A 2,965-nucleotide genomic window follows, 5' to 3' on the forward strand; every position below is an offset into this window, starting at 1 on the left:
TACCGTAAAAGGGCTGTTACATGGCCTTTTATCTTTTACACAATTATATGGACTTTATCTCTTTTTCATTTATACACTTCTTCCAAAATAACATAGTTCATTAAAAAACCATATTATCATACTTTTTTGTTTTATTAACAGTTAGAAAGGGCTTGAAAATTTTCACTCAAGTCCTCAATTCTAATGTATTTGTATTCATTTTTATTATCTAATATTTAATTTTTTCTTTCTCAACAAAATTAAGAATTAGATTAAATTGGTTTTGAATCAATCTCGCTCCTAAACTCTTTTAAGTATCTTAAAGCAATCTTTAGAAGCCCCATCAAGGGAACACCTATTATCATACCCAAAATTCCCAGCATATTCCCAAAAAATAATACCGAAAATATTACAAGAAGTGGGTGTAGCCCCACTGAATGGGACATGATTTGTGGAGACAGGAATGCAGACTCAACTTGCTGGATGACTACAATCAGCATTGTAACCCAAAGTGCCATTATGGGACTTTCCATAAAAGCAAGTATAACTGGCAAAACCCCTCCAATCCATGGACCAAAGTAGGGTATTATATTTGTAATCCCAGCAACTAGACCTATTGTCAGAGAATATGGCACTCCAATAATCCAACAGCCCATCCCCGTTAAAATACCTACAAATCCAGCCACTGTCAGCTGTCCTTTTATAAAGCCTCCCAACACCTTATCCACCTCTCCGCCCAGTTCTTTAGCCTTGGCCAGTCTTTTTACAGGTATTTCTCCAGTAATTGCCTTCATTATCCTATCTTTATCCTTAAGATAGTAAAATGTAATTATAGGAGTTATAATAATATCCAGAAAAGTCCCAGTATATGAGACAAATCTATTGAAAACTCCTCTTAATGAATTTCTAAGAACCTCCCCAATATTCTTGATCTGTTCATCCAAATTTAAAAACTCCTGAACCCCTTCAGGAATGAAAGGTATCTGTCCTGACTGGAGCTCTCCCACAATTTTTTCAATAAACTTCAATATATTTGGAATTTCATCTATAAATACCCGCAAATCCCCTGTTAGTCTTGGTATTAAGGTAGCAAAAGCTATGCTGAACAAAAAAAATAAAAGAACAAAGACAATTAGGATTGCCCATATCCTATTGACTTTGTTTTTTTCCAGAAGTTTAACAGCAGGATTCAATAAATAAGCTAGAACTAGTGCATAAATAAATGGATTTATAATATTCCTAAGTGGATTGTATATGTATGCAATGATAACAATCCCAAGCAACACAAGCCCTATATCAAATAATTTCTTCTTTTCTGGCATGACAATTTTCATTTAATCCCTCCTTTTAAAATCAAGTATTACTCTTCAATGCTTTTGTTTATTTATTCATTTAAAGTTCCTGAAACCCTTGATTTAATAACACAAACTGCACCCATCACTATTATGACACCTTCCCCGGTTGTATGCCAGACATATCCTCCATGACGAATACCATCTTCACCCCAGCCTAAAGCAGCTCGTTCAACCGCTTGTAAAGCATAAACCTGATATGGACGCATAATCATGTGTCTTCGGTTTTCTTCATCTTGGGCTTCATCAATAATTAAATAGTCTCCAACTAACTGATGAGCCATTGGAATCATTAAAAAGTGTTCAATCACTTTCTGCCAGTCATTGATTGGATTATTATCAGCATCTGCCCACTGAAAAACAAAACTTTTGTTAAAGTCATTAATAGATTTTGGTGCCGCAAAATAACGAGTGGCGACTTCCGACATAATAACCATCATTTGAGAGAATGCCATGAAATTATTGACAAATTCTCCATCTCGATAATAACGTTTAAACTGTCCAAAAGCTTCGTCTAAAGATTTATCTGTTCGCTTTTGTTCAATATTAATTAACGGCAAGCCATTAATTAATAAGACAACATCAAAGCGATTCCCATTTTCACTCTCCACTTCTCGAGCAATTTGATAGCTCGAGTCACCCCCACGAACTTGAGATTTTTTAAAAATTGTTAACGTAATTTGTTGGCGAGTTATACCAGGATGATCATCTCGGTAAATTCCATCAATTTTTCCAGTTGAGCCTTCCATCGCTAAGAATTTGGCTGCTTCAAAACTATTATCAATTTGTTTTACCTTTGCCATGACTTGTTCGAACTCTGCATCACTTAAAGGAACTCCTTCTAATTGATCAACGTTCATTCGATTTAATTCATGACGCCAATTCTCAACTAAGTGATTGACCGTTACGCGTTGTTTATTCCCATCTAAATGATCAGGTGCTTTCCATTTATATTTTTCTAATTCACGCACAAAGCGATCTTGAAATGCTTGTTCTGATGATGTTTTTTGTTGCATACAATTTCCTCCTTTCTAAACAAACATATCGTTTAAATAAGCTTGTTTTAGTTTCTCTAGCTTTTCTAATTTACTCATCTCTAATTTTTCTGCTTCATCTAATTCATTAATAAATAATCCAATTTTCTTGATCTCTTGATTATCAATTTTATCCTCCATTTTATTGAATGGAACATTAATATCTAGATCTAAAACTACCGGACCACTAAACTTTACACCCCAATTAAATCCCCCAGTAGCTTTTCTTAAAGTTTCTACAAAAAATATATATTCTTCTTTCTCTAAATCGTTATTTATCAAAACCCTCATGATATTTGAGGTAAAATAGTTTTCCTCTTGCAAGAATATAGCCTCAGGGTTATCTATTGAAAAACTAATGCTTGGCGTATTAAATATTTTCATCTTATTTCCATGATAATCACGAGTTTCTTTGTCGATACGGGCATATATACCATTATTCTCGGTGGTTGCTAAAATATAAGGTATATTTCCACCTTTTAATGATGTTTTTGCTAATCTATTTCCACTTAAAACAGTTGAAAACAGTGGTCAAAATTTTTTTTTTAGAAACTTCATCTTTTACCGAATGTTCAATAATACTTTGAACCTCTTCGTTGT

The 2,965-nt window shown here is 33.7% G+C and carries 3 protein-coding genes; all 3 read right to left on the reverse strand.

Annotated elements, in window-relative coordinates:
• Positions 1-251: 251 nt before the first annotated feature.
• The 3 genes from AC973_RS01065 to AC973_RS01075 are packed head-to-tail and all read right to left on the reverse strand — an operon-like array spanning position 252 to position 2,749.
• Positions 252-1,313, reverse strand: a complete 1,062-nt coding sequence (locus tag AC973_RS01065; RefSeq protein WP_003141351.1) for an AI-2E family transporter — start codon at positions 1,311-1,313, stop codon at positions 252-254.
• Positions 1,314-1,363: 50 nt separating this feature from the next.
• Positions 1,364-2,347, reverse strand: a complete 984-nt coding sequence (locus AC973_RS01070) for a type I restriction endonuclease (protein WP_003141349.1) — start codon at positions 2,345-2,347, stop codon at positions 1,364-1,366.
• Positions 2,348-2,362: 15 nt separating this feature from the next.
• The gene (locus tag AC973_RS01075; protein ID WP_048726159.1) at positions 2,363-2,749 is read right to left on the reverse strand and encodes a hypothetical protein; all 387 of its coding nucleotides are present in this window, start codon (positions 2,747-2,749) and stop codon (positions 2,363-2,365) included.
• Positions 2,750-2,965: the final 216 nt, after the last annotated feature.

Source organism: Carnobacterium sp. 1290_CSPC (assembly GCF_001053265.1).
GTDB lineage: Bacteria > Bacillota > Bacilli > Lactobacillales > Aerococcaceae > Aerococcus > Aerococcus urinaeequi.